Source organism: Nostoc sp. 2RC, assembly GCF_014222165.1.
Classification (GTDB): Bacteria; Cyanobacteriota; Cyanobacteriia; order Cyanobacteriales; family Nostocaceae; genus Nostoc; species Nostoc linckia.
This window is the reverse complement of sequence record NZ_JACKZU010000044.1, coordinates 1-25,523: the sequence shown is the minus strand read 5'-3', so window position 1 is coordinate 25,523 and position 25,523 is coordinate 1. Positions and strand designations below refer to the sequence as shown.

The following is a 25,523-nucleotide window of genomic DNA, read 5'->3' as shown; positions in this document are numbered from 1 at the left end:
CAAAGAGTTCAAGATGGGGTGACACTCTTAAAGAATTCTCCGCGTCCCCGCGTCACCGTGTCCCCGTGTCCTCTCACTTCGGTACTTCCGTCTTTTCCGGTTCTACTTGGGGTAATTCGGTGTCAACACGTTTGGCAAATCCCCAGCCTAATATCAGGAAAATGGCTGTAATCATTGCCCATTCTGGTGGGACTAAATTATCGTTGACTACTTTTAATAACAGTCGCAAGCCCACTAAAGCCACAGTTATATAGCCTGCATCTTCTAGATTTTCATACTCATCTAGCCAACGAATAAACAATCCCGCCATAAATCGCAGCGTAATAATACCGATTGTGGCACCCGTCAGCACTAGCCACTTTTCTTGAGAAACAGCGATCGCAGTTGTGACGCTATCCAAGGAAAATGCTAAATCTGTAAATGCAATCACAGGGATGGCTTGCAATAGGGAACTAAAACGCGGCCCGTGATGATGCTCGTCCTTGCCTTCTTCTGAGGTAAAGTGTTGGAATACCAGCCACAGCAAGTAGGCAGCGCCCAATAATTCAAATTGCCAGAATTGTTGTACCCAAGTGGCAGTTAGAATCAGGGTAATTCGCAACACATAGGCAACCACTAAACCAAAGTTTAAAGCTTTACGCTCAAGTTCTTTGTCTTCTAATCCTTGGGCGATGGCTGCAAGGGCAATGGCATTGTCAGCAGATAGCACCGCTTCTAAAAACACCAGTATCAGCAAGACTATCGGGGCTTCAACACTGAAATGAAAGTGGAGGTAATCAAAAATTCGGTCTAGCATTCCAATTTTCTCAAGCAGGAAAAAGTTAAAATTTGACAGGAAACAGAGATTTTTTTATTCAAGATTGCAGTAAATTGCCACCTCGATCCAGCTTAACGTGGTTCTGGTGCATTCTGAAGAGGGTTCAATTGGTGCGTTCCCCCTACTACTGGCTCATTTAGCGTGTAAGTCAATACACCGAAAGTTTTAATATTTTTCCAATGTTATGTCAATGCAATGCCGTCATCTGGCATCTAAGTAATTGTGCAGAATAAATGACTTAAGCAACTCCAAAAAATCAATTATTCCGGTTCAAGCGTTCACAGTTAACACTCAACAGTCAACAATCTTCTATAGAATATTTTTTTACTTAAAAGTCCCTTATTCCATAAGTTCTGAATATTTTTGCCATGCCAACTTTGCTGCACCCACCATCCCAGCAAATTTTCCTAACTGGGCTGGCAAAATTTGTAAACCCTCTCGCGATAAAGGCTGCACTCGCTTCTCAACTTCTGCCTTGACTGTTGGATAGAAAAACTCAAAGCTACCACTGATACCCCCACCGATGACGATCGCTTGCGGTGTCAGCACATAAACCAAAGTTGTCAAACCAATCCCCAAACACTTACCATATTCTTGCCAAAAAGTCAAAGCTTCGCTGTCTCCTTGTTGGGCAAGGATACCCAATTCGATTGGTTCCTTGAGAGTACGGCGACGAATGGCAGTAGCAGAAGTATATTGTTCCAAAGAACCTTGATTGCCGCTATTGCACATTGGCCCCTCAGGGTTAAATGAAATTAAACCGAGTTCTCCAGCAGCTCCTTGGTGTCCAACAAATAATTTGCCATTGAGCATAACTGCGCCACCAACCCCAGTCCCTAAAGTCAGAAGAATCAAATTTTGAAATTGGCGACCAGCTCCCAACCAAGCTTCTCCCAAAAGAGCGCAATTAGCATCATTGCCAATTACAGTTGGTTTACCAGTTTTAGCTTCCAACCAATCTGCTAGAGGTACATCAATCCATCCAGGTAAATTAATAGCAATTTTCGCAATCCGCGCTGGCGCATCAGCCGGGCCAGGAGTTCCCACACCAATGGCAACACTTTGATTATCTGGATCGATTTGAGCGATAGCATCTAGCAACACTGCCAGCACAGCCTCCGGTGTTGTTGGTTGTGGAGCTGTCAAAGTCAAAGATTGCAAGCAAGTACCATCAGCTGTAAAACGCCCCAGCTTAATCGCTGTTCCCCCCACATCAATGCCAATTACGTCATTAGTCATTAGTCATTAGTCATTAGTCATTAGTTATTGGGTATGGGGCATTGGGCATGGGGCATTGGTTATTCTCCCTTGTCTCCCTTGTCTTCCCCATCTCCCACCCTGCTCTTTTGCGCTAGCGTCTCTCAAAGAGAAGCTAAAGCTACATCTTTCCACTCTCCAGTTCAAAATCGACAATTCCTCACGGTTTTGGGATTTTGGTACGAAAATATTCTAAATTTTCTGTTTTATTGGGTGCGAGTCGTAAGTCAGCAACAGTCGTGGTACGAATATTTGATTGCTCTTGCCAAGTTGTAACTGGAGTACCTCTTAAGATACCAGCAAGGGCTACTGAAAGCATAAACCCGCCAGTAGCGGCGGCAATTAATGTCAGGTTATCTTTCACAAAAATCTCTCTACTATTTAGTATTTGTCATTAGTTATTAGTTATTAGTCATTAGTCATTAGTGGAAAACTAATTACCAATGCCCCATGCCCCATGCCCAATAACTACTTTCGGATTCTATTTTCTCTTCGTAAACGAGGATTGACAAATTCATTTAACCCTTCACCAAGTAGTGATAACCCTACTACCATGCATGTCATTGTTAAACCAGGGAAAAGGGTAGTCCACCAAATGCCAGTAGGTAAAGCTTCTAGTGCTTGTTTTAAATCGTATCCCCATTCTGGCACTTCTTCTGGAAGTCCTAGCCCCAAAAAGCCCAAACCGCCCAATACTAAGATTGCATCGGCGGCGTTGAGGGTGAATAGTACGGGTACACTTTGAATGACATTGAAAAATAGATATCGAGAAAGCACAGTCCAAGTAGAAGCACCCATCGCTTGAGCGGCTTCGATAAACACTTCAGTTTTGACGCTAACGGTATGGTTGCGGACAACGCGGTAATATTGGGGAATGTAAGCAATACTAATGGCGATCGCTGCATTAAAAATCCCACGCCCCACCACAAAGGCCAGTGTCACGGACAACAGCAGCCCTGGTAAAGTGTAGATGCTATCCATAATAAACAGCAACGCTTTATCCAATTTACCGCCGAGATAACCACTGAGCATCCCCAAAGGCACACCGATAATCATACTCAATGCGGTTGCCAAAATTACCACTTGCAAAGCAGCTTGAGCGCCGAACAATGTGCGAGAAAAGACATCATAACCCAGACGGCTAGTACCAAACCAATATTTAGCCGATGGTGGCTGGTGAATTGGATTTGACAGAAAATCTTTCGGATTTTGCAACCATCCCCAAGCTTGGAATACAGGAGCCAAGAATGCCAGGAAAATGAAAAATAGGGTAATGGCTAACCCTATCAGCATGAGTTTCTGGGAAAGATTGGGATTTTTAGCGAACTGGAAAAATATTGGCAACTGCCGTTTTGTAATGGCCATAAAGCAAGTTAGGAGTTATGAGTTATAAGTTATGAGTTATAAGAGTAATTTTGTCAACTCAAAATTCAACCCTACCTTGGAAGATGTTTGAAAAGTCCTGTTGTTGGTAGCAAAAAATTTTAGCTCCCCCTAAATTACCCTTAAAAAGGGCGACTTTAAGAAGTTTTCCTTTTTAAAAGGGGCTAGGGTGGATTGAGAGGTGCTGAAAATCACATCCAACCACTTTTCAAACCATCTCTAACTCCTAACTCCTAACTCCTAACTCCTAACTCCTAACTCCTAACTCCTAACTCCTAACTCCTAACTCCTAACTCCTAACTACAGATTACTTTCAATCAACTGCCGATATTCGCTCTTTTGCTTAACGCCTTTGACTTCCTTCACCAGTTCCTTGTTTTTGAACAATTGAACTGTTGGCGTTCCTGTAACGTTAGCATTTTCAGCAATATCTCGGTCTTTGTCGATGTCAATTTCCACAAAGTGAATTTTGCTGTCAAATTCATCGACTACTTTATTTAAAATTGGCTTCAAGGTATGACATGGGCCGCAACCAGGAGCAACATATTTAACTAGGAGTAAGCGATCGCTTTCATGGAATAATTTCCGTAAAGCGTAACCACCTTCATGGCGAGTTGCACTCAAGTTAAATCCAGCTTCTTCCTCAGCTTCGGTCTTTTTAGCTGGCTGATGTTGTAATTCGTTATCTGTTGTTTCTGGCTGTTGATGGAATTCTTGAATCAAGCCACTGGAAGATAACCAACGTTCTGCCAACATCGCCGCCATACAGCCAGTACCCGCAGCGGTAATTGCTTGGCGAAATTCATGATCTTGTACGTCGCCAGCAGCAAAAACGCCTTCGACGCTGGTTTCTACAGAACCCGGTTTGGTGACAATGTAACCTACTTCATCCAGTTCCAATTGTCCTTTAAATAAGGAAGTATTGGGAGTGTGACCAATGGCGTAGAATAAGCCTTTAGCACTGAGTTTGCTCTCTTCACCGGTTTTGGTATTGCGGATTTTCACTCCTTCCATGTGACCGTTACCGAAGATATCCACGGCTTCTGTGTTCCAATGCACCTGGATTTTCGGGTTGCTCAAAACTCGGTCTTGCATAGCTTTGGAAGCCCGCATTTTATCAGAACGCACTAACATGTTTACCTTAGAACCATACTTGGTCAGGTAAATAGACTCTTCTGCTGCTGAGTCGCCAGCACCAATCACAGCCAATTCTGCACCGTGAAAAATCGGTGTTGCACCATCGCAAATTGCACAAGCTGAAATACCCCGACTCCAAAATTCATGTTCGTTGGGTAAACCTAAACGCTTTGCTGTCGCACCGGTAGCAATGACTATGCTGTTGGTTTTGATTTCCCTTTCTTGCGATCGCACTGTGAAAGGACGCTGACTCAAGTCAACTGATATAACATCTTCAGTATATAGTTCAGCCCCCCAGCGCTCTGCTTGCGCCTTCATTTTATCCATCAATTCCGGCCCGGTAATCCCTTGGGGAAACCCAGGAAAGTTTTCGACTTCCGTCGTCGTCATTAATTGCCCACCAGGCAATCCCCCGGCTTGGAAACCTTCAAATACAACGGGTTTCAGGTTAGCACGTCCAGCATAAATCGCCGCTGTGTACCCTGCTGGCCCAGAACCGATAATTACTAAGTTTTCTACTGTGGGATTACTCATGACAATATATGAACTCATAACGACTACGCTTAATATAGCATAACAAATCGGGATTGGCTACACCACATGGGAAGCGCTTGGAAAACGCCTACAGCACTATGCGTTCAATACTTGTCAAAGATGCTCTTAACCCCTAAAAGTTTTCTCGCAGATATTTCCTGATAACTTCAACATCTATTTCTAGCAATTCTGCCATTTCTTGAACACTCATACCTTTATCAACACATTTTGGAGCTAATTTCAATTTTGTTTCTAGTTCTGTTTTCGGCTTTGTCTTTGCCACGATACTCTCGTACAATCGAGTATTTTTAAATGCTTCTAAATCAAGCACAGCTTCAATTTCCTCTAAAGAAAGATTTGAAAACTTATAAAATATAAAAAAGCGTTATTTAGTGTATTATGTCCCTCACCATCACCGATTTAGAGCAGCTACAAACTGAGCATCCAGAATGGCAGATGGAGCTGGTAGAGGGAAAAATCATAGTTTCTCCACCATCAGATTACGAGTCAGAGGAAATTGGCACTCGTCTCATCACCTTCTTGAATAACTGGGTAATGTCGCGCAAACTGGGACGTGTAACTGGTTCTGGTGCTGGTTTTATCTTGCCGAGTATAGAAAAAGATGATTCGGAAAAAAGAAATCTGCGTGCCCCTGATGTGTCTTTTGTTAAGGCTGAACGATTGAAGAAAACCAAGCGGGATTTTGTAGAGTTAGTTCCAGACTTGATGGTTGAGATTAAATCTAAAAGCGACAGAATTAAACCCCTGGAAGAGAAAATTCAGTTATTTTTGGAACTTGGGTCTGTAGTTGGCATATTGATTGATCCTGACAATTTGACAGTAACGGTTTACCGACTAAACCAAGCCCCAGTAGTGTTGCACAATGGAGACACACTTACACTACCAGACTTGCTACCAGGTTGGGAACTGGCGGTATCAGAACTGTGGCCACCTGAATTTGAATAAGTTACTCCACAAAAAAAATTGAAAATCTACTCAGGTAGGCAAACTCATATTTTTAAGTTGTGGGCAGTGCTGATCCCACTCTTATTGAAAAAGTTTCAGGTTTTCAATACATAGATTTTGAGATTGTGATAGAAGTTCTTAGAAGTTGGGAATACTCAAAGTTGGGTGTGCCACTAACTTGGGCAGCATAGAAAATTTCGCGTGATGCCGTAGTTACACAAATGAATTTTTGTAGCGGTGGAATGCACCATAAAAAAATTCGTAACAGGAGCAATTTCAATGATTAGCCCAACATCTGAATTATTAGAAAAAATTCGTCAACAATTTGATGCTTCTCCTTATCCGAGAGTTCCTCTAGATAAATCTCCTAAAGATAATATTAGTTCGCTATACATTCATAACTTAGTAACACCTTATTATTTAAGAAATCAAAAAATTACTGAACCTAAAGGAAAAGTAATTTTAGATGCAGGATGTGGAAGTGGATATAAATCATTAGTTTTAGCAGAAGCTAATCCAGGTGCGAAAATTGTGGGAGTTGATATATCAGAGGAATCGATTAAATTAGCTCGAAACCGCTTGGAGCATCATGGATTTGACAATGCAGAATTTCATGTATTACCAATTCAAGAATTAGCAAAACTAGATTACCAATTTGATTATATTAATTGTGATGAACTGCTGTATCTGTTTTCTGATATAGCTGTTGCCTTGCAAGCAATGAAATCCGTTTTAAAGCCTCATGGAATTATTCGTAGTAATTTACATAGTTCAATACAAAGATTTAATTATTTCTGCGCTCAGAAAGTTTTCACAATGATGGGTTTAATGGATGAAAATCCAGCAGAATTAGAAATGGATATTGTAGTTGAGTTCATGAAAGCTTTGAAAGATAATATTCATCTCAAGGCTAGGACTTGGAATTCTGGTTACGAAGGAGAAGATGGAAAAGAGCGAATTTTAATGAATTACTTGTTCCAAGGAGATAAAGGTTACACCATATCTGATATGTTTGGTGCTTTGAGAACTGCCGATCTAGAGTTTATCAGTATGGTTAACTGGCGACAGTGGGACTTAATGAAGTTATTTAAAGATCCAGATAATTTGCCTGCTTTTGTGGGTATGAGCTTACCAGAAATATCTATAGAAGAACAGCTTCAATTATTTGAACTGATACATCCTGTTCATCGGCTAATTGACTTTTGGTGCGGTCATTCCAACCAAACAAATTTTATCCCAGTTTCAGAATGGACTGACTCTGATTGGCAAAGTGCAAAGGTGGATTTACATCCTCAGTTAAAAACTCAGAATTTTCAAGAAGACCTCATAGCCTCTGTGACAGAGTGCAGAATATTTCCCATCAGTAACTATTTATCGTTTGTTGAAGAATTTATCGGTATAGATAGTTCATTGGCGCTTTGCTTATTACCTTTGTCAGAGCAATCTCAGCCAATCAATGCTCTAGTGGAGTGCTGGAAACAATTTAGACCTTTAGATCCTGTAACCTTAAAGCCTACAGATGAAGAGCAAGCCTTTTATATGGTGCAACAGTTACTACTAAGGCTGGAAAGTCTAGGTTATGTAATGTTGGAGCGCCAATCTAGTTGATACAAAAATTTTCTCTGGAATACACTGGGGACGCACAGATGTGCGTCCTATCGCGTAACAATCCATAAATGTGTAGCGGTGGAATGCAGAGTATGAGAAAGATTATTGCTTAGTCAAAAATTTTTTTATTGGTCTGATAGGAAAGCGATCGCAACTGGGTAAGTTACATTCAGAACACACAAGCACTTCCTACCCCAGGGAAAACACTTATGAAAAGCGAATTGAAAGCAAAATTTCTCCAACACATCATCGGCAAAAAAAAGGAAAACGAAGGTTTCACACTTATTGAATTACTTGTAGTAATTATTATTATCGGGATTTTGTCAGCTATTGCGCTACCTTCTTTCTTGAACCAAGCTAACAAAGGTAAGCAATCAGAAGCTAAACAGTACTCAGGCTCCATGAACCGCTCTCAACAAGCATTCTTCCTAGAAAATGGTGAATTCACTAGTGAACTGAATAAATTAGGGATGGGTATTAGAAGCCAAACTGAGAACTACATATACGAAATTAGTGGAAATTCGACTGGCGTTGCTAACAATGGTAGGTCTCTAAAAGCACCACTGAAATCCTACGTAGGCGTTGTGGCTTTGTCTACACAGGGAGGTACTAGTGAAGCAACCACTTTGGCAGTTTTGTGTGAGTCTGATGCAGTTGGTTCGCAAGCGACAGCATTGGCTCCAGCATTTGATGGCACACAACCCTCTTGTCCAGCCAACTTCGCGCAACTGAAGTCTAAGTAAAATACTTAGTCGGATCAAATTGATTGAAACATCCATAGAGTGGGTAGTATATACTACCCACTTTGATTTTTTTTTAATTCCTGCAATAGTACTTTTGTAAAAATTCTTAGCTATGACTTCTGTACAACTTTATACTAGTATCACCTCCCTAGAACAGCAAGCCCAACAATATTTCATTAAAGGCAACTACAACCAAGCTGCTAGCTACTATGAACAAGCTATTGAAACAGAACCAGAAGTGAAATCTCACTACTGGAACTTAGGATTAATGTTGCTATTGCAGGGGCAAGAGACAGAAGCACAGATGACTTGGCTGCTAGGTATAGGTGAGGGAGAAGTTCAAGAGGTTGAGCAGTGGACAGTTGAATTAATAGAGGTGCTGCAAACCGAAGCTGAACGCAGACAGACGTTAGCAGACTATAAAGTTGCTTGGGCAATTCGCCAGCATATCCGGGAAATAAATCCTACAGATGTTAACAATCTGTTGTGTTTAATTGATCTAGCTATCAAACAGGAAACGCTTATTGATGATGAATTAACTTCTTTAGGAGTGATTGAGTTAATTCAGTCAGAACCAATTGTAGATACTCAGCTGTTGTTGCATGTGTTGGAAAGTATTCTTAATTACGCTCCTTTGCATCCCGCAGTCCTAGCATTTGTAGAAGCTTGTCTAGTTCATGTTCACGATCCTCAACTTTTCATTAAAATTTTACTTCCAGCTACAATTAAAATTGCCCACTCAATGCGGCAACCAAAACTTGCGGCATTACTCCTTGAGCTATATTTACGTCTCGAACCTGAAAATTTAGCAATTTTGCGCCATTTGGCTGCTTTTTATATTAAAGCTAATGATTATTATAAAGGGATAGAAGTAGCAAGGTTATGCTACTCGCTATCAAATACATTAATTGATCAAATTTTTGCAATACACCTACTCCATCGAGGATTAATGGATTCTCCTGATTGTTGGAAAGAAGCCTGTGAAGTTTTTCAACAACAGCAAAATCTGATGATGTTACTGTTAGAAGAAAAACCTCTAAGTTTGCACTCTAACGAGGTTTTACATCTATTTAATTCCAACTATTTCGCCCCATATTTGCAAGATAATATTCAAAAAAATAGATATATTCAGAATCAAATTGCCCATCTTTGTCAGCTTAATGTAGAAAACTATGCTGGCCAAGAAGTACAGCGATATCAACAGCGAACTTCCAAAGGGCGAAATAGCAAACTAAAAATTGGATACTTGTCGCATTGTTTATCTAGGCATTCAGTCGGTTGGTTGGCGCGGTGGTTGATTCAGCATCAAAACCGCGAACAATTTGACATATATGGTTATTTTATAAATTATAAACAGATAAACGATCCGCTACAAGAATGGTATGTTCAGCAATTCAGTCAAGCTTATAAAGGTGGAATTTATAGTGAAGATATTGCTGAAAAAATTTACCAAGATGAGATTGATATTTTAATTGATTTGGATAGCATTACGCTAGATATAACTTGTGAAATCATGGCGCTAAAACCCGCACCTGTGCAAGCAACATGGTTAGGTTGGGATGCTTCGGGAATATCAGCAGTTGATTACTTTATTGCCGATCCTTATGTTTTGTCAGAATCTGCTCAGGAGTACTATACAGAAAAAATCTGGAGATTACCCCAAACTTATATAGCAGTAGATGGTTTTGATGTGGGTGTACCAACTTTACGCCGGGATTCTCTAGATATTCCTAATGATGCTGTCGTCTATCTCAGCGCTCAGAGAGGATTTAAGCGCCACCCTGATACAGCAAGACTGCAAATGAAAATTATCAAAGAAGTTCCCAATAGCTATTTCTTAATTAAAGGATTAGCAGACTCTGAAGCGGTGCAGAAATTTTTTATGCAGTTAGCAGAAGAAGAGGGTGTAGAATGCGATCGCCTGCGGTTTTTGCCCCAAGATCCTGCTGAGACTGTCCACAGAGCAAATTTAACTATTGCTGATGTTGTATTAGATACTTTTCCCTACAACGGAGCTACGACAACTCTAGAAACGCTATGGATGGGTATTCCCTTAGTAACCAGAGTTGGACAACAATTTGCCGCTCGTAATAGCTACACCATGATGATGAATGTAGGTGTGACAGAAGGTATTGCTTGGACAGATGAAGAATATGTAGAGTGGGGTGTGCGCTTGGGGAAAGATGAAGCTTTACGCCAGCAGGTGGCTTGGAAATTGAAAGCATCTCGACAAACAGCACCCCTGTGGAATGGTAAGCAGTTTACCTGTGAAATGGAGAAGGCTTACAAAGAAATGTGGCAGAATTATCTTGACAAAAAATAAGCTCGTAGTGAGGGCTTCAGCCCTCAAAATAGATATTAATAAGGGCTGAAGCCCTCACTACAAACATTAGAAATTATCCCAATCTTTACCATAATCTTGGACTGGATATTGAGTCCAACAATCACGCAGCCATTGCCGTCCACAAGCTTGTAAATACCAATGAACACTACTATCAACCCAGTCGTAAGGAGATTTGACTAAACCATGTTTGACTGGGTTGTAATGAATATAGTTAACAGTTGTATAGTAATGTCTTTGGGAGCGAATAGCGCGATCGCTCCAACGATACCAAATTTTTCTCTTAGTAATATTGTCCTCTATATTCCACTGTCGAGAAAGCGCACCATGTATTCTACGAAATAATTCACTTAATACATCAAAATTTTCAACATAAACCAGTAGATGATAGTGATTAGGCAAAATAACCCAAGCACAAATTCTTAAGTTCGTAGTGAGCGCTTCAGCGCTATTCTCTTCATTTACACTCCCAGCAAACCGATCAAAAATCATATCTAGCAATTGCTGACGACGAGATTCAGTGTGTATATGACACTGATGTTCATAACAAGCTACCGTTAATAAATAAAATTGCTTATCTTGTACAAGATGTGGTGGAGAGTGGGGTGGATAACCCTGGCTTAAGCGATATTGAACTAGTTCAGCTTTTTGCTCTGTTGTCAGCTTACGATACTCATACATAGATTTTTTTAGCACTGAAGTGCTTACTACAAACAATTCAAAAGTTCGTAGTGAGGACTTTAGTCCTCTTCCTCTATAATTACAAATTTAAGCACTGAAGTGCTTACTACAAACAGTTCAAAAGTTCGTAGTGAGGACTTTAGTCCTCTTCCTCTGTAATTACAAATTTAAGCACTGAAGTGCTTACTACAAACTTCTTTATAAAAGGCTTCTAAACCTATGACACAAGCTTTATCATCAAAAAGACGATCGTGATTTTGCCTCATTCTTCCCGCAATATTGCTTCGCAAAGCTGGATCTAGTCCTAATTTGACAGCAATTTCAATGTATTCTGCTTCATTTTCACCAATGGTATCTGTCACCCCCAGCATTTTCAGGAAGCTGTCAGAGTGACGACCCCGCATAAATTCTCCTGGACAGGTAACAATGGGGAGATTACAAGCGATCGCTTCTAAGCTAGTATTACCACCAGACCATGTAAATGTATCTAGATAAACATCTGAAAGCAAGTTAATCATTAGATAATCTAGTCGCTCTGGAATACTCAGAAACACACAATAATCTTCACTGTTCAAACCAATAGCAGCAAAAGCCCGCTTCAGGCGTGGCTGAAGTAAAGTACCACGCAAAAATACAAATTTAGCTTGTGGAACGCGATGAGCAATTTCTGCAAAAATAAAATCATATTGCGGTAGATACTTGAAAGGAGCTTGGCAGCATAAATAGATGACTGCATCATCTGATAGCTGAAAATCTGAGCGAGTTTTTATAACTGGTGGAATATATGGTTTAGGATAAGAAACGCCAATATTAGGCAAACGAATTAATTTTTCTGAATAATGTTCTTGGGCATTTTCCGGTTCCATTAACTCACTAGATAAAAAGTAATCAATTGTAGGTAAACCAGTTGTCACCGGATGTCCCCAAGCTGTACATTGCACAGGCGCAAGCCGCAAACCTGCCATTTGCATCGTTTGCGGATTCATCCCAATTTCAGGAAAAACTAAAATGTGCAGCTTATCAGCAATTATCTGTTCACAAGCTGCTGATAAATTATGAGGAATATGGTGGAAAACATCACTATATTCTTTAAATTGTTCAGTAACTTGATCTGGTTCATTTCCTGTGTAATAACAGTAAATTTCAAAGTTTTCATGATTGCTATGACGCAACCAACCTGTTAACCAAAGTGTTCCACTATAAGAATGAAGGTAATGTGAAACGTAACCAATGCGAATTTTTTCTTGATGCTGAAGTTTAGGTATTGATAAAGGTACACACCATTGAGGAAAGTTAGCAGCCATAATTTTATGTACTAACTTGCCGTATTGACATTGCAACTCTATATCATTTTGTGCTTGATATGATAGGTAAAAATTAGTGAGCCGACCTATACCTGCTAAAGCACTATTTTGCTCTTCTGTAGTTTTAAGAGACGTATGCTGAATTAAATATTGCAGTCCTTGAGTAAAGCGCTGACGATAAAAGTTTATTTCCTCTTTATTTTCGTATATTGATGGAACTGTTAAATGTTTGAGGATTTGAAAAGTATAATCATTAGGTAAGCAGTTAGCAGCATTCTCTGCACTTAAAATTGCTTCTTGAATACGTCCATTCCGCCGCAAATCGATGATTAATGAAAAATGTAGTCTTCCATCTGTAGGGTAAAGTTTAATTCCTTGCTGGAGAGTATTAAAATATTCGTCTAGCAGGTTTAATTGTCTATAACAATGGCTTAAGTTCCAATAAATATCTACATCACCTGATTGGATTTCTAGGAGTTTTTGATATTGCGCGATCGCTTCCTGATATTTACCTTGAACAAATAAGCTATTACCTAACTTAAAAAAAAACTGTGCTGTACTTACTTCTTTTAAATTTTTTAGAAAATATGAAGGAATTTGCTCTAGTTGTTTGCTGACAATTATCTTTTGATTTTCATTTTCTAAACAAACTCTCGCATTGATAAGAGGGAGTAAAGTTTGCCACTGAATTTCCGTCAAATCAACTACTAAGGAAATTGTTAACTCCTCAGTTATATCTATTTCTTCTTCCATCATTAGATTCATAGCTATAGCCGCTAGAAAAATATCGGCTTCTTCACCCGAAGTATCGCTGGTATCAATTAAAAGTGTAATTTTGCTCTTATCTGGGTGAGTAGCTATACTTTGAATAACTTGTTGTATTTCAACACCTAAATCGTCTTCATCTACTGACCAGTCTGGAAAAATGACTATATTTATTTCCTTCAATTTAAAATTATTTATAAAATTGCTGTTTTGCTGTTTTTCTGAAGTAAAATCTAAATTAAAATCTTGAGATAATTTATTTAAGACAGGAATAACAGAAGTTTTTCCATGAAATCCAAAAGTATTTTCCCAAGAAAAGTTGTCTATTTCTTCTATGGGTTGCTCAAAACTAAATTTAACAGCTATTTCTAAAGGTGCAAATTTAATATCTTGATCTTTAAACCAGTCATGAAAATAATGGCAGATAACCAAGTCTTCTGATAAAGAAGATGTTTTTAGGTTATCAAAATCTAACTGTGAAGATACTTCTAGTAACTTTTTACTTCTTAGGGAAAAACCACCATTGCCTACTCTATTTTTAGTTAAGTCAAGTATATCTACAGTTTTACCTTGAGAATTAACTAGATGAGTTTGTTTACGCCAAGGTGCACCAATATAATCATAATTTAAAAATTCCTCTGACCACAGTTGAGGATTGATAATAAAACCATCTCCTTGTGTAACTAAGCAAAATTCAGTATTTATAAATGAATTAAGCTCTTTAATAACAAATCGGCTATATTCAACTAAATTTTTTATAGGAGCAATTTTAATAATTTCTAATTGTGGTAAAAATTCCAAATACCTTTGATCAATTTCCTCAGATGTGAAAAATAATACTCTATTAAAGTTTACGTTTAAATTAGAAATCACTAAGCTCAGTAAAGTGAGTTCTATCTCTACGGAAGATATGGTTACTAAAGTTGTATTTTGCAGATTTATTTTATTTGTGTTTATAGCAAGTAAATAAATAGCATTATTCAATAATTCTGTGATATTAATAGCCTGTTCTATTTTAGGTAAAGTTCCACTATAAAAAGTTCTTTCAGTAAAATTATCTGCTAGGGTATCTCTGATTACAAAAGGAGGATGTTTTAAGGGAAACTGTATTTCTTCAACAGGTATATTAGATAGGATACTATTTGAATCTGTTGCATGAGTTCCTTCTTTTCCAAAACCAATATTAGAAACTAAATTTATATTTGGTAAAACACTTAAACCTTGATTTATATAACAAGCAAATAGCCAAGGATAATCCCAAGTATCAAATCCTTCATAGATACTTTGGAAAGTTGCTGACCAGTATCTAAATGCTTGTTCATCTTGGAGAATATCAAATAGCCAATTTTCATCTCTCACTTGAGGCCAAAGTGCCATAGTATCATCATAATATTGCCATGCTCTTTTCCAAGTAGCCCATCCCCAACAATGGTTATAACGAGAAAAATAATAACTATAATTTCGTGTTCTTTGTCCAAACTGGAGATTCTGTCCAGAAACCAACATGATTCTGGAATTATGACGATAGTTTTCTAATAACTCTTCACAAAAGCGGAAAAAGCTAGAGTGAGGAAGACAATCATCTTCTAAAATAATGGCTTCTTCAACTTGAGAAAATACCCAATCTAAGCCACTATAAATTCTTTTTCTACAGCCTAAATTAATATCAGAGTAATTAGTTAATACTTCACATTCCCAATCAACTTGATTAATAATAGCCCTAGCAGCAGCACACTTTTCTGCTTCACCGGGCTTATCTGTCCTTGATCCATCAGCTACCACTAATAATTTAGGGGGTTTAGCTTGACGAATTTTTTGAAAAACTTGCTCTGTTACATCAGGACGGTTAAAAATGATGAAACAAACTGGAGTTTTTAATTGCCATTCACTCATAAACTTTTACTTCTTAAATTGCAATTACAGGACTGGTAATCTGAAAACAGGATCTTCCTAAACAAGAACGTTTTTCACTAGGTAATCCCCCTCTTGATAACAGCTTAATATCTTTAAAGAAGATGGAAGTGCAGTTTTTATAAAGATAGCTGGGAATCATTCCATAAAAATCAATCCTTATAAATCCAGATTCTAGTATTTTTTTAACACCTTCTGCGTATCTGTGATCGTCTGTGTTATCAAAAATGATAAATCCCTGATACTTTACTTTAGATAAGGCAAATTCAGCACACTGATTTATATTAATGTGAAGCGTTTTGGAATTCTTCTAAAGTGCAAGAAGGTAACTGTTCTAATCCTGTTTGATTAATAAATTCTTTGTTTTCATGCTCTAAAACAATTCTAGAGGACAAAACTGGTAACAAACCTTTATATTCATCCGTTGAATGGATATTTAGTAAATTAAATTCTGGGAATTTATCATTATTAATTCCTGTATTCTTATCATAGCAAAGGTTAATTAAAACATCTGCTAATAAAAATTGTGCGTCTTCAAGATTGGTCTTTTGAGTATCAATAAGTAAAGTAATATCACTATTTTTGGGGTGATCAATAATGGCTTGGCATACATTTATCATCTGTTCAAATATTATATTTATGGATTGATTCCAATCGGGAAATATTATTAAATTTATATCTTTAAAATTTAGTTGATAACTGGTTTCTTCTGATTTTATTGCTTTTAGTACAGCATGAACGTGAATAACTTGATGTGCCGACTGTTTTTCTTCAATGCTAACAATACTAAATTCCCCCTTAAAACCATAATGACTTTGACAACCTGCTAAATAAAGAGGAAATTCTTTGCAATAATACATAAAAGAATTAATATTCCAAAAACTGACATGGGTAGGATCTTGAAATGCTCCCCTTCCATCTGTTGATGGTACACTAATGTCAATTATTGCATCTGGTTTACAGATTCTCCATATTTCGTTCATGGTATGAATCCTATCAGGTAGATGCTCAATAAAATCATGTGCTTTGATAAAATCAACACTATTATCAGGAAATGGAAAATTACCATTTAAATCAGCAATAACATCAACTTGATGACCAGCAATAACATCAACTCCTATAAAACCTTCTTCTTTATGAGTTCCACATCCTAAATCCACACAAATTAATTTTGATGGTGCCAATGGCTCAGAATTATCCATAGTGCCAATTTCTTCATTTTTATTATCAAACTTTTGTTGTTCCAAATTAATTATTTTATTTTTTTGCTTACTAGCAATTAATAATATACCATTGTTTTGAAAATATTTTCTTCCCGGATACAAGTGTTCTAATTTAATTTTTGCTTCTAATTCTATAGGATGCATAAAAATTAGATCAATTTTATCAATTGCAAAAGAACTTTGATTAATATATGCTAAATAATCTTCTGTAAATAAGCGATTAATATGAGGTGAATGGTAAATATAATAAACCATTAAATTCGCAGTTTCTATGTCAGTAAATTGGCATAGATATTTATACATTTCTGGTGGAGTCATTAAGAGATGACCCCAAGGAGGTATGGGAGAGTCACCAAAATGGAACTTTCTCCCTTGTTGATCAACAAGATTAGGTAAATGATGTCCATCATAAGCAGACCAGATGGGTGAAAACATTGAAAATAATTTGCCTCCTGGTTTAAGAGCCAGAAACATTTTATCCAAAGCTAATGGTAATTTATGAATATGCTCAAAAGTCGCAATGGAAAAAATTAAATCGTATTTCTGATAATATTCTTCGGGTAAATCTTCAATATTTTCTAGATAAAAGTTATATCTGGTTGGTGGTCTATTATTAAACTTGTAATCAGAAATATTTTTAATATCTTTAATAATTGTGCCTGTGTGAGTTATTCCTCCGGTTTCTTGTAGTGATTTTTCATAATCCGGGGTTTCAATTCCTGTCCATGATTTCACACCGAGATAGTCAAAAACAAAATCAGGAGGTAAACTTCCCCCTACTTCAAGCACATCTTTATTTTCTAATCCCACTAATTCCTGACAGATATGGGCGAAATTGACATGATAACTAAGGTTAAAATTAGATTGGCATTCTTGTATTTGTTCTTGTGTTAGCATTTGTCCCTCCAAATATATTAATTAATTTAAAAAATTATCAAACTGCTGTAGATTTTCTTTTACTTTGCTCCTTCCGCCACCCTCTTCTTCACATCCACCAACACAGTCTGATAATCCTGCCTGTTAGGATGCAATTTCACCAACCTCTCCATCAGGGCGATCGCACCCTTTATTAATTAGACTTCGGCTCGTTATTTGTCTGGGAATCGCCCTTCCCCTCTTGCTTCTGAATCTGCTCTAATACAGTTTTGTAATCTTGCCGTTCGGGGTGCAATTTCACTAACTTCTCTAAAGGTTCCATCGCACCCTTAGGATCTTTCAATTTCAAGCGCAACACAGATAGTTTTTCTAAAGCAAGTTGGTTTTCTGGTTCCCGTTGTAATACCAACTCGTAGCCCTTCGCCTGCTGCTGTAACGCTAACTCAGGAGAAACAGACGCAGCAACTGGCTTGGGACTTTGAAGAGCCTGTTGAATTGACGGAATGGTTGAAAATAGCATAGAACCCATAAACGATGCTATTGACACCATCGTTAAAATCCTTTGTCGCCGCTCAATCTGCTTTTGGCGGGTAATTAAATATTCTTCTCCTTTACCTGGCATGTCTTAATATTTGCTGCGGTAAATACTTAGGTATCAGCAAACCTCCCGCTATGAGGATACCCACCTGTTCAACAGAAACTAACATCTTGGCTATAAATTTTTCACACAAAATTCAAAACCTGACTCTAAATCTCATCGGGGTTTGTGGTATGTCAATGCTGTGTGAAGAATTTAATCCAGCGCACCCCGTCGCCTTCAAAGCAAAATCCTCTACAGTACCTAAACACAGCAACTTTAGAACTTTACGTGGTTGACTGTTGACTGTGAACCGTCAACAGCGAACAGTTTTCTTTAGTTGAAAGTCCCTTAGAAGTTTTATTCTCTGGCCAAAATATTAAAATTATATAAAGATTTGCGATAAACATGCTTAACTTACGGATGTTTGCGATATGGTAAATAACGTTTAAAGAAATATAAAGAGTAGACATTCCTACTCAATTGCAAACTTCATAATCAGTCAAAAACTTGCAAATTAGCCTGTGTTCTATCGTTAATTCGACAAACGCATTTGTTTTTTGTGACTAAAACAAATAAACTTTTCCGAGTCGCCCTGACTCAGGCGAGCTTTTCTACCTAAGGACTTCCAAGAAAACATTCTATAGAAGACTGTTGGCTGTTGACAGTTCACAGTCAACAACCAACTACCTAAAGCTGTTGTTTATTTTTTGGAGTTCCCTTATACTTTACCCACCTCATACTTTAACCCTTAGTGGGTTTATGTAAGAAGTTGAAGGAGTGCTTAGCACAATTAAAGCCTTCTGGTGGTGATTACCGTACAAAAATCAATTTTCCAGTAATTGAGTAGAGTTTGTTATGGTATAGTTAGAAAGTTAAGACTAGCTTTACCAAATCACAGCACTCTACGAGCCGGCAACAATTGCAGAATGGAAAGCAGTTTTAATTAAGCATTTACCAAACAAAATCTGAATTCAATCGAGGTTATGACTCAGCAAGTAATTCACCCAATGGTGAAATTGCAGCGTAACGTGCAATCACTCATAGAATCGAATATTATCAAGCCAAGCGATAGTATCTGGAAAATCGCTTTGCTCTACGGCAACGATTGGCAGCACTGGAAACAAGAACTATTGGACTTTGGCTTTAGTATGCAAGACCCAATTAGCGAATTGCTAGCTGTGGAAGCTTGGGATGAAGAATAGGGAATCGGGCATGGGGCATTGAGAGTGCTGAGTCAGGAGTGAGGAGTTAAGAGTTATTCTCCGTTATCTTCCTCATTTCCCTCATCCGTCTTATCTTCCCATCTCCCCACCTCCCTATCTTCCAATTTTCTAGGCTTTACAAGCAGCTAGAGCCGCAGCTAATTCCTGGGCAGTCTGATAGCGATCGCGTGGCAATGGTTCGGTAACGCGATCAATAACATCTCTCAATTGGGGACTAATGGTGGGAACTTTTGCCACATCAAACCTGAAGTGTCGCCCCCGTTGGCGGTAATACTTGAAGGGATTTTCGCTGGTGAGCAGAAAAATCAGTGTTGGCCCAATTGCATATAAATCAGATTGCGTCAAAGGTTGTCCTCGTTCTTGTTCGGGAGCGCAGTAACCTTCTGCGCCAATACGAGTACCTGGTGCTGTGCCTATTTCTTTAACTGCACCAAAATCCAGCACCACTATGCGATTTTGAAAATTCCGCACCATCAAGTTAGCGGGTTTAATATCGCGGTGGATGAGTGGAGGGTCTTGACTATGAAGATAGTCTAAGATATCGCAGGTTTGGCTCATCCAAGCGATGGCTTGGGCTGGGGTTACCGGGCCAGTGGTGGAAACACGTTTTTCTAAATCTTGCCCGTGGATTAATTCCATTGCCAAGTATTTTTTTCCAGCTTCCACAAAAAAATCATAATACTTGGGAATTCCAGGATGCTTGAGAGATTTGAGAGTGTACGCCTCACGCTCGAATAATTCTTGAGCTTTGGCGATTCTCACCATATCAGCATTCATTTGCTTCAACACCAACAGTTGTGGCGTACCCGCAATTAAACCAGCCGCATCCCAAGCCAGATAGGTAGTACCCATACCTCCTTGTCCTAGAGTCCGCAACACCTGATAATGGTGAATCGTTTGTTGCACTGACAACGGTTGACCGCAGTGGATACAAAACAAATTATTTGGGGAATTACCTTCATGAGTGCAAGTGTAAGATAAGATTCCAGGATTTCTGCCTGAGGAGACTGTTGGAAATGCATTTTCTGGCGTTTCTTGTGTCTCTTGCCAAGGCAACGAAACATCCGGTGATTTTAGCTCCCGAATTTGAAATAGTAGTATTGGGCCTCCCTGGGCGAGTTGCAAAATAGAATTGTCTGGTAGAGGGCTTTGAATTACCAGGACACCATTGAGGAAAGTTCCGTTTGTACCCTGACTAATTAATTGCCAAGTATCACCATTGCTAGCAGAATCAACTTGTCTTAGTTCCAGATGATGCCGAGAAACCAAACTATCAGTTAAAACAACATGATTGTCTGCTGCTCGACCAATGCGAATTATGGAAGAGTTTTCAAAGCACCACTGATGGAGCGGCGTTTTCTGTTGCGGTTCTAACAGGGTCAGAGTAACCACAATACAACCTATGAGGTAAGGGATTAGGGAGTAGGGGGAAATGAAGAAGATAAGGGAGGTGGGGAGACAAGGAAGAGGGGGTAGACAAGGAGAGAAGTCTGAGCGGAGGTTTCCTCCGATCAGAACTTCGGAGAGAAAGATTGCTACCTTGTTCCCTTCCCATGCCCCATGCGCCATGCCCCACACCCCATTAATGTTTAACTTTCAAGATTTGGACGCACTTTTGCCCGAATCAGTATAGCAGTAATATTATCGTGACCATTGTGTTGGTTCGCCAAATCGATTAAGTCTGTAACGCCGCGTTCTAAGTTGGCGCTAGAACTCAGTAACGGTTCCAGGTGAGTTTGCCAATGGGTTTCTAGGAGATCGTTATCTGATAAACCGTCTGATGCCAATACTAGAAGGGTATCTTCATTGATCTCGAAAAACCCCACATCGGGATTAATGGAGTTTTCATCACGTGGCCCCAAGGCTTGGGTGAGTTGGTAGGCATCAGGCCGAGCGTAAGCTATACTTGCTTCCACTCCCCTGGTAATTTCCCGTTGCCCGACTTCGTGATCTATTGTGACTTGTTCTAATCCCTGCTTGCGCGTCACGCGATACAGACGACTATCTCCCACATGAGCGACTGCTGCTTGGGTGTCTTGAATTAAAAGCATGACCAAAGTTGTGCCCATACGCCCAACTCCAGAACGAGCATCTTGTTGATTGAGCTTGTAAATCGCGTCATTAGCTAAATAAACTGCCTCACGAATGCTATTTTCTGTTGGCAGTTGATTGGGAGTCCAATGTTCTTGAAAATATTGCCTGAGAGTGTTGACTGCTAATTCACTGGCTACCTCGCCGCCAGCGTGTCCGCCCATCCCATCACAGAGAATGTACAAACCATGCCCTTGAAGAATTCGAGTTTTGGGCAACTCCAACTTTTCAATTTTGGTTTCAATACCAAAGTAGTCTTCGTTGTGATGGCGTTGACGCCCAACATCTGTGCGTCCTGCATCTTCTAAACTACTTAACTGCATTGCCAGCACGACGGTTGGCATATCATCAGTTTTACTAATGATATCTTCTGGGTCTTCTGATTGCACAATAGTAGGCACAACAGTATGTTTCTCCTGTACTGGGGGCAAAGTTCCACTTCCTAGTGCTTCTAGTTCTACGGAAATTTCCTGCAAACGCGATCGCAACTGTGCAATGGTTTCAATCTTACCTGCCTCCAAATCCCCTAACATCTGCACCACTGAACCAAATTGAGTGCGTTGAGTTTGTCTAAATAGCGTTTGCCAAACCCGCCCCAAAGCTTGGATATTTAACGGTTGTTCTGAACTCACAGATAGACTTTGGTCATCTTCCTGATTATTCAGTGAATCTACATACAATCTTTGTAGCGCCAGCGTTTGATCTTCATCCAATCGCAAATTCGACAATTCCAATAAACTTTGACGACAATTCACTGGTTCCAATACTGACCAAAGTAGGGTCATTTGATAACACCAGTGTAAAATCTTTAACGAACTCGTTGTTTCTTCTTGCCACGAATCAAGTAAAAGCTGCCAATTCGAGCGGTCTTGGATTACTATTACCTGTTTATCTCCTTGCTGCCATGCATCGTGAATCGGTGGTATTCCTGGGTGGTCTTGGTATTGTAAAGCAATGTAAAGTTTAGCAACACTGGGAATTGTATTTGCAGCCACTGATGGCGTTACCACATCCGATTGCTGATTTCCTAATATTGCTTCAATAGGTGATATTTGATACGGTTGACAGTCTAAAACCCTCGCCTCTACCTCTGTAATATTTTCTAGACAAGGCAGGGATTCTAACAATTGGTAGCGCTCCTGAGAATCTAAATAGGAGCCTGATGTCATTTCCAAAGTAGCAGGTGGAGGAGATGAGGGGGATGAGGAGGATGAGAAAGATAAGGGAAAATTTACTTCCCCTGCTTCCCCATCTCCCCGATCTTCAGTTGTTTCTTGAGTAATAATTGCCCAAAATACTGTTCCACATTCCGTACCACAGTTGTGACAGCGTAGCGCATTCACTGGAACATCGGTACTACATTCAGGACAGACTTTATGAGTCAGGGACGTGCCACATTTTTGACAAAATTTGTTGGTATTAGGGTTTTCAAATTTACACTGAGGGCAAATCAGCATAGTGGAAGTTCCTTAATTCCCGTTCCAAGGTGGTTCTAGCCACTAAAATCCAAGGTGCCAAATTGGCTGCCCCTGACTACAGTAGACTTACAATAGATTGTAGTTTTAACGGTGAGTTTTGGTGGCAGTATTAATTCTGACGCAGGAAAAATTTTAATGGGAATAGGGCAGGGGGGAAAGGGAAAAGGGGAAAGGGAAAAAGAGAGGGGTCTTCGCTTCCTCCTGTGACCTTTACCTTTGCCCCTTGCCCCTTGCCCTTTGCCCTATTTCCAAGATTCTGGCAACTGCGGCGGTTCGGCATCAAACCATTTTTGATAAATTTGCTTGTAGGTGCCATTGGATAACAAAGTGGCTAGGGCTTTGTTGATTGTCTCCAGGTGGGGGGAGTCTTTGGGTGTGCCAATACCGTAGTATTCTTCGGTGAGTAGGTTGGCAACAACTTTGATGCCTTTGAGTTTACCATTTTTAATTGCATACAAGGTGGCGAAAGCATCGCTAACTACAGCGTCAACATTGCCGTTGAGCAAGTCTTGAAAAAATTCAGGCCCGGAGTTAAAAGTACTGATTTTGGCGTTGGGAATGGTTTTGGCGAAGTCTGCCCCAGTGGAACCTATTTGTACGGCAATTTTTTTTCCTTGGAGACTGTTGAAGTCTCTGATATTTTGATTGTCTTGGCGGACAGCGATCGCCAGTCCGGCTTTAAAATAAGGTCGTGAAAAAGCAATTGTTTTTAGGCGTTGAGGGGTAATTGTAATCCCACTAATTGCGGCATCAACTCTTTTGGCTTGCAAAGCTGATATCATGCCATCAAAGGGTAAATTTTCAAAATCAACTTTAAACTCTGCCACTTGGGCGATGGCATTCATCAAATCAATATCAAATCCCTCTAACTTGCCGCTAGCTGTTTGGATTTCAAAAGGGATAAAAGTAGGGTCTGTAGCAACCTTGAGAAGTTTAGCGTCTTGCTTGGTACTGGGATAGAAACTGTTACAACCAAGAATCAGCAACAGACAACCTAAGCTCGAAATTAGCTGCTGCCACTTCCACTTAATTAATTTCACTATAGTAATTCTGTTCTATCAGTCAATTTTCGTGATGCTTATGATGATGTTATAGAAAGAATACATTCATCAACAAATAAAATCTACACTGGATTTTAATTACTGGCAGAATTCACCAATTCAGCAGTCAGAATTGGCTAACTCCAAAAAGTAAATTATTGTGCTTTGGGTTGTTGACTGTTGGCTGTTGACCGAAGGAAACAAACGATACAAGCCCCTAAATTTATTTATGAGGATAATAATTTTGAATTTCCTTGTATTGTTCTTTAATTGTTGATTTTGAATTGCTTATGGCTTCCACCACGCATACTTATCAAATTGCTGATTTGTTTACCGAACAAGCCAAAAACCTCGCACCTTTAACCTATGGCACAGAGTTAACTAAAATCGTTACTGTCAGTTTTACTTATGGTTTAGCTGACCCAAGTCTTTTTCCCTATGCTGATTTGGCAGCTGCCACTGCTAGTGTACTGGCACAAGAAGCCGCCGCCGCTCTTAATTACGGCCCGCCTTCAGCTCAACTCTACGAGCAAATTATCCTCCGGTTACAGGCTCAAGGAATTGCTGCCGATCGCGATCGCCTCCTCATTGGCTACGGTTCTGGGCAGATTCTCGGCTTACTACCAGATGTATTTATCGAACCTGGTGATGTGGTAATTGTGGAAGGCCCTACCTTCTTGGGAGTTGTTGTGAGATTTGTCCACGCTGGTGCAAGCTTGGTTACCATTCCTGTGGATGAGTTGGGAATGAATGTGGATGTTCTAGAAGAAACTTTAAGGGATTTGAAAAAACAGGGCATTCGACCCAAGTTTATTTACACCATTCCCACCTTTCACAATCCCACAGGCACTACTATGCCTTTATCTCGCCGCCAAAAATTAGTAGCACTGGCGGCTGAATATGGAGTGCTGGTGGTGGAAGACGATGCTTATAAGGATTTGCGTTTTCAAGGAGAAACAGTGCCTTCCTTGGCATCCCTTGACCAAGAAGGGTGGGTGTTATACGTGAGTACCTTCTCAAAAATTATTGCGCCTGGTGTCAGGTTGGGCTTTGCTTGTGGCGATCGAGCTATTATTGAGCGCTTGGCAATGTTCAAAAGCGAGGGGCCTGTGGGGCCTTTTGTGAGTCATGTAGTTGGTTGCTATTGTGCCACAGGCAAGTTAGATGCTCACATTCAGAAGTTAATTGTATCCTACAGACATAAGTGCAATTTGTTGTTAGATGCGATCGCTGCTGAATTTCCCAGCGATGTAGTTGCTTTACCCCCAGACGGTGGCTTTTTCGTTTGGTGTAAATTACCGCAGAATATCAGCGCCAAAGCACTCCTGAATGTTTGTGCAGAACACGGCGTGAGTTTTCTACCAGGAACTCGGTGCTACGCCAACGGCCAAGGCGATGATGCTATGAGGTTAGCTTTTAGCTTTCAACCAAATGACAAGATTGTTGAGGGAATCGCTACCCTTGGAAAAGTGTTGCGCCAATGGCAGCCAGGACTTACGCAACTGGCACAGGCGATCGCTAAATCATAGTATTTGTGTACTATTACAAGTACTGCAACTAGCACG

Annotated in this window: 19 protein-coding genes; 6 read left to right on the top strand and 13 right to left on the bottom strand. The window is 39.6% G+C overall.

Going from position 1 to position 25,523, the window contains the following annotated elements; all coding sequences use genetic code 11:
• Window positions 1–73 precede the first annotated feature (73 nt).
• From GNE10_RS07740 to GNE10_RS07715, 6 genes are all read right to left on the bottom strand, one after another.
• Window positions 74–796, bottom strand: a complete 723-nt coding sequence (locus GNE10_RS07740) for a TerC family protein (RefSeq protein ID WP_185564352.1) — start codon at window positions 794–796, stop codon at window positions 74–76.
• Between the two features lie 360 nt (window positions 797–1,156).
• Complete coding sequence (locus GNE10_RS07735; protein ID WP_185564351.1) at window positions 1,157–2,056, bottom strand: ROK family protein; 900 nt, start codon at window positions 2,054–2,056, stop codon at window positions 1,157–1,159.
• Between the two features lie 178 nt (window positions 2,057–2,234).
• Complete coding sequence (locus GNE10_RS07730) at window positions 2,235–2,438, bottom strand: hypothetical protein (RefSeq protein ID WP_185564350.1); 204 nt, start codon at window positions 2,436–2,438, stop codon at window positions 2,235–2,237.
• A 104-nt stretch (window positions 2,439–2,542) separates the two neighbouring features.
• Window positions 2,543–3,439: an ABC transporter permease gene (locus tag GNE10_RS07725; RefSeq protein WP_185564349.1), complete on the bottom strand. Its 897-nt coding sequence runs from the start codon at window positions 3,437–3,439 to the stop codon at window positions 2,543–2,545.
• Between the two features lie 318 nt (window positions 3,440–3,757).
• On the bottom strand, window positions 3,758–5,146 hold the full coding sequence (gene trxB / locus GNE10_RS07720) for a thioredoxin-disulfide reductase (protein ID WP_185564348.1): 1,389 nt from the start codon (window positions 5,144–5,146) through the stop codon (window positions 3,758–3,760).
• A gap of 115 nt (window positions 5,147–5,261) precedes the next feature.
• On the bottom strand, window positions 5,262–5,459 hold the full coding sequence (locus GNE10_RS07715; protein ID WP_260446829.1) for a hypothetical protein: 198 nt from the start codon (window positions 5,457–5,459) through the stop codon (window positions 5,262–5,264).
• Window positions 5,460–5,527: 68 nt separating this feature from the next.
• On the opposite strand from GNE10_RS07715, the gene GNE10_RS07710 reads away from it, so the two are divergent.
• The 4 genes from GNE10_RS07710 to GNE10_RS07695 all read left to right on the top strand — a co-directional run bounded on the left by GNE10_RS07710 (window position 5,528) and on the right by GNE10_RS07695 (window position 10,768).
• On the top strand, window positions 5,528–6,094 hold the full coding sequence (locus tag GNE10_RS07710; protein WP_185564347.1) for a Uma2 family endonuclease: 567 nt from the start codon (window positions 5,528–5,530) through the stop codon (window positions 6,092–6,094).
• A 279-nt stretch (window positions 6,095–6,373) separates the two neighbouring features.
• Complete coding sequence (locus tag GNE10_RS07705) at window positions 6,374–7,702, top strand: class I SAM-dependent methyltransferase (protein WP_185564346.1); 1,329 nt, start codon at window positions 6,374–6,376, stop codon at window positions 7,700–7,702.
• A 209-nt stretch (window positions 7,703–7,911) separates the two neighbouring features.
• Window positions 7,912–8,445, top strand: coding sequence for a type IV pilin-like G/H family protein (locus tag GNE10_RS07700; RefSeq protein ID WP_099070611.1), 534 nt, complete (start codon window positions 7,912–7,914; stop codon window positions 8,443–8,445).
• A 112-nt stretch (window positions 8,446–8,557) separates the two neighbouring features.
• Window positions 8,558–10,768: an O-linked N-acetylglucosamine transferase, SPINDLY family protein gene (locus GNE10_RS07695; protein ID WP_185564345.1), complete on the top strand. Its 2,211-nt coding sequence runs from the start codon at window positions 8,558–8,560 to the stop codon at window positions 10,766–10,768.
• A gap of 66 nt (window positions 10,769–10,834) precedes the next feature.
• Here the strand turns inward: GNE10_RS07695 and GNE10_RS07690 are convergent, their stop codons facing one another.
• From GNE10_RS07690 to GNE10_RS07670, 4 genes are all read right to left on the bottom strand, one after another.
• Window positions 10,835–11,467, bottom strand: coding sequence for a transposase (locus tag GNE10_RS07690; RefSeq protein ID WP_099070609.1), 633 nt, complete (start codon window positions 11,465–11,467; stop codon window positions 10,835–10,837).
• A gap of 167 nt (window positions 11,468–11,634) precedes the next feature.
• On the bottom strand, window positions 11,635–15,429 hold the full coding sequence (locus tag GNE10_RS35355; protein WP_221642765.1) for a DUF5672 family protein: 3,795 nt from the start codon (window positions 15,427–15,429) through the stop codon (window positions 11,635–11,637).
• A 302-nt stretch (window positions 15,430–15,731) separates the two neighbouring features.
• Window positions 15,732–17,567: a class I SAM-dependent methyltransferase gene (locus tag GNE10_RS07675; protein ID WP_143861830.1), complete on the bottom strand. Its 1,836-nt coding sequence runs from the start codon at window positions 17,565–17,567 to the stop codon at window positions 15,732–15,734.
• Window positions 17,568–17,739: 172 nt separating this feature from the next.
• Window positions 17,740–18,168, bottom strand: a complete 429-nt coding sequence (locus GNE10_RS07670; RefSeq protein WP_185564344.1) for a tetratricopeptide repeat protein — start codon at window positions 18,166–18,168, stop codon at window positions 17,740–17,742.
• A gap of 941 nt (window positions 18,169–19,109) precedes the next feature.
• Between GNE10_RS07670 and GNE10_RS07665 the strand changes: the two genes are divergently transcribed.
• Window positions 19,110–19,328, top strand: coding sequence for a DUF4327 family protein (locus GNE10_RS07665; protein ID WP_099070607.1), 219 nt, complete (start codon window positions 19,110–19,112; stop codon window positions 19,326–19,328).
• 129 nt (window positions 19,329–19,457) lie between these two features.
• Here GNE10_RS07665 and GNE10_RS07660 read toward each other — a convergent pair whose 3' ends face one another.
• From GNE10_RS07660 to GNE10_RS07650, 3 genes are all read right to left on the bottom strand, one after another.
• Window positions 19,458–20,741, bottom strand: coding sequence for an FHA domain-containing serine/threonine-protein kinase (locus tag GNE10_RS07660; RefSeq protein WP_185564343.1), 1,284 nt, complete (start codon window positions 20,739–20,741; stop codon window positions 19,458–19,460).
• 197 nt (window positions 20,742–20,938) lie between these two features.
• Window positions 20,939–22,897, bottom strand: a complete 1,959-nt coding sequence (locus GNE10_RS07655; protein ID WP_185564342.1) for a serine/threonine phosphatase — start codon at window positions 22,895–22,897, stop codon at window positions 20,939–20,941.
• A 263-nt stretch (window positions 22,898–23,160) separates the two neighbouring features.
• Complete coding sequence (locus tag GNE10_RS07650; RefSeq protein ID WP_185564341.1) at window positions 23,161–23,958, bottom strand: basic amino acid ABC transporter substrate-binding protein; 798 nt, start codon at window positions 23,956–23,958, stop codon at window positions 23,161–23,163.
• 290 nt (window positions 23,959–24,248) lie between these two features.
• Here GNE10_RS07650 and GNE10_RS07645 point away from each other — a divergent pair, with 290 nt between their 5' ends.
• Window positions 24,249–25,487 (top strand): PLP-dependent aminotransferase family protein, encoded by a 1,239-nt coding sequence (locus GNE10_RS07645; RefSeq protein ID WP_185564340.1) that lies wholly within the window; start codon window positions 24,249–24,251, stop codon window positions 25,485–25,487.
• Window positions 25,488–25,523 lie beyond the last annotated feature (36 nt).

What these genes read in the sequence shown, in the direction of transcription:
- GNE10_RS07740 (WP_185564352.1), bottom strand. Translation starts at nt 796, where the DNA reads ATGCTAGACCGAATTTTTGATTACCTCCACTTTCATTTCAGTGTTGAA.
- GNE10_RS07735 (WP_185564351.1), bottom strand. Translation starts at nt 2,056, where the DNA reads ATGACTAATGACGTAATTGGCATTGATGTGGGGGGAACAGCGATTAAG.
- GNE10_RS07725 (WP_185564349.1), bottom strand. Translation starts at nt 3,439, where the DNA reads ATGGCCATTACAAAACGGCAGTTGCCAATATTTTTCCAGTTCGCTAAA.
- trxB (WP_185564348.1), bottom strand. Translation starts at nt 5,146, where the DNA reads ATGAGTTCATATATTGTCATGAGTAATCCCACAGTAGAAAACTTAGTA.
- GNE10_RS07710 (WP_185564347.1), top strand. Translation starts at nt 5,528, where the DNA reads ATGTCCCTCACCATCACCGATTTAGAGCAGCTACAAACTGAGCATCCA.
- GNE10_RS07705 (WP_185564346.1), top strand. Translation starts at nt 6,374, where the DNA reads ATGATTAGCCCAACATCTGAATTATTAGAAAAAATTCGTCAACAATTT.
- GNE10_RS07700 (WP_099070611.1), top strand. Translation starts at nt 7,912, where the DNA reads ATGAAAAGCGAATTGAAAGCAAAATTTCTCCAACACATCATCGGCAAA.
- GNE10_RS07695 (WP_185564345.1), top strand. Translation starts at nt 8,558, where the DNA reads ATGACTTCTGTACAACTTTATACTAGTATCACCTCCCTAGAACAGCAA.
- GNE10_RS07690 (WP_099070609.1), bottom strand. Translation starts at nt 11,467, where the DNA reads ATGTATGAGTATCGTAAGCTGACAACAGAGCAAAAAGCTGAACTAGTT.
- GNE10_RS35355 (WP_221642765.1), bottom strand. Translation starts at nt 15,429, where the DNA reads ATGAGTGAATGGCAATTAAAAACTCCAGTTTGTTTCATCATTTTTAAC.
- GNE10_RS07675 (WP_143861830.1), bottom strand. Translation starts at nt 17,567, where the DNA reads ATGCTAACACAAGAACAAATACAAGAATGCCAATCTAATTTTAACCTT.
- GNE10_RS07670 (WP_185564344.1), bottom strand. Translation starts at nt 18,168, where the DNA reads ATGCCAGGTAAAGGAGAAGAATATTTAATTACCCGCCAAAAGCAGATT.
- GNE10_RS07665 (WP_099070607.1), top strand. Translation starts at nt 19,110, where the DNA reads ATGACTCAGCAAGTAATTCACCCAATGGTGAAATTGCAGCGTAACGTG.
- GNE10_RS07655 (WP_185564342.1), bottom strand. Translation starts at nt 22,897, where the DNA reads ATGCTGATTTGCCCTCAGTGTAAATTTGAAAACCCTAATACCAACAAA.
- GNE10_RS07645 (WP_185564340.1), top strand. Translation starts at nt 24,249, where the DNA reads ATGGCTTCCACCACGCATACTTATCAAATTGCTGATTTGTTTACCGAA.